The following is a 1,786-nucleotide window of genomic DNA, read 5'->3' as shown; positions in this document are numbered from 1 at the left end:
CTTCAGGATTGTTTCGATCAACAATGGCTAGTTTTTCATAAGCTTTTATGGCGTTTGTAAATTCTTCTTTGTGAACATATGCTACAGCAATATTTTGGAGTGGCATTAATCCGTTGGGATCAATCGCAATTGATTTATTGTAAGCTTCGATTGCTTTATCGTAATCATTTAAGTGGCGGTAGCTTATTCCAAGGTTGTCCCAAGCAAATGCAAATTCAGGATCTTCCTGCACGGCTTTTTTAAAATAGTCCGCTGCTTGTTCAAAATTTTCTTTAGTTGACGCTTTCAATCCTAAGGAATAGTATTCGAGTGCTTTTTTATTCTCGGATACTGATTTAGCATTTTGTTTTTCATTGGCAGCCGCTTTTTCTTTGATAGCGGTGCAATCGCTCATTAAGTACCTTTCGAGTTCATAATAGGCCTGCTTGTACTCATCAGAGTCTTTGTTGAAGTTGATATCGATGTCTACTTGTTTTTTACCATTTTTATCTTTGGCTTTTGCCGCTATGTCTTCAATAGCTAATAGTTTTTTGCCCAATTGTAAGGCACTAACTTGTTGGTTGATGCAGCTATTGATTTCTTTGGTCACCTGGTCGATTGCTTTATTATACAATTGAATTGAATCAATGCACATGCAACTGTTATTCGCTAGCTCCTTTGTTAATGCGTCAGTTGGTAATTCTTTTGTTTTTTGAGCTTGCGAGTTGTAATATGTAAATAGAACAAGTAGTAGAGTTAGTTTTTTCATGGTGTTGCTGATCCTATATTTGAAATAATTGATGGTTAGGCACTTGTTTGTACTAGTACAGCTACTTTGTGTTATTCAAATATATAAATAATTAGTTACAAAAAGACGGCTGTTGTTGTACTTATTCAACTTTTTGATCTTTTGTTACTCTTGATTCGTTTTCTTTAGTAGTGGGTAGGATGTTGTATGGAATCTTGATGTGCGTAAGGGATAGCAGCGGCATCGCCCCGTCCTATAAATGAGGCGTAGCCACGATTTATAGGATGGGGAATATAGCGTATAGCCCGACACTGCTGTAATGAAATGGAAGCAGGGTTACGCCAAAAAAAAATAAAAGTAGATTCCTTATTTGATTCATCGAAACTAATTTGGATTTCTAAAAAATGTATATCTTTAGCCAAACCAAAAACCAAAATAATGCAAGAAGATAATCAAGAAGATTTTAAGCGCGAACTCGGATTACTAGACGGAACGATGCTTGTAGCAGGTTCCATGATAGGATCGGGGATTTTTATTGTAAGTTCCGATATGGTTCGGCAATTAGGGTCAGCAGGATGGCTGATTGCGATGTGGGTGCTAACAGGATTGATTACCGTTATTGCTGCCGTAAGTTATGGTGAGCTTAGCGCGATGTTTCCTAAAGCTGGCGGACAGTATGTTTATATTAAGGAAGCTTATGGTAAACTTGTTGGGTTTTTATATGGATGGAGCTTTTTTGCGGTTATTCAAACGGGGACGATAGCGGCAGTTGGAGTCGCTTTTTCGAAGTTTGCAGCTTATTTATTTCCATCTTTTATCGACAAAAATATTATATATGGGCGAGGTGATTTTAAATTGAACGCGGCTCAAATTGTTTCGATTATTACCATTATTTTATTGAGTTATGTAAATAGTCGTGGTGTGAAAAATTCAAAAACATTACAAACCGTTTTGACTGTTATTAAGATTTTATCACTTGCAGGACTTATTATTTTTGGTTTTGTAGCTGCCAAGGCAGAAGTTTGGGATGCCAATTGGGCAAACGCCTGGTCTTCCTCG

Annotated in this window: 2 protein-coding genes; one reads left to right on the top strand and one right to left on the bottom strand. The window is 37.0% G+C overall.

Annotated elements, in window-relative coordinates; translation table 11 throughout:
• A partial coding sequence (locus tag P8M54_RS11840) for a tetratricopeptide repeat protein (protein ID WP_300288075.1) occupies positions 1–748 on the bottom strand: 748 nt, incomplete at its 3' end.
• A 417-nt stretch (positions 749–1,165) separates the two neighbouring features.
• On the opposite strand from P8M54_RS11840, the gene P8M54_RS11835 reads away from it, so the two are divergent.
• On the top strand, positions 1,166–1,786 hold a 621-nt coding region (locus P8M54_RS11835), incomplete at its 3' end, for an amino acid permease (RefSeq protein WP_300288073.1).

It is taken from the genome of Flavobacterium sp., from assembly GCF_029242675.1.
Taxonomy (GTDB): Bacteria; Bacteroidota; Bacteroidia; order Flavobacteriales; family Flavobacteriaceae; genus Flavobacterium.
Note: the sequence above shows the minus strand (reverse complement) of the source record. Positions and strands in the feature narration are given on the sequence as shown.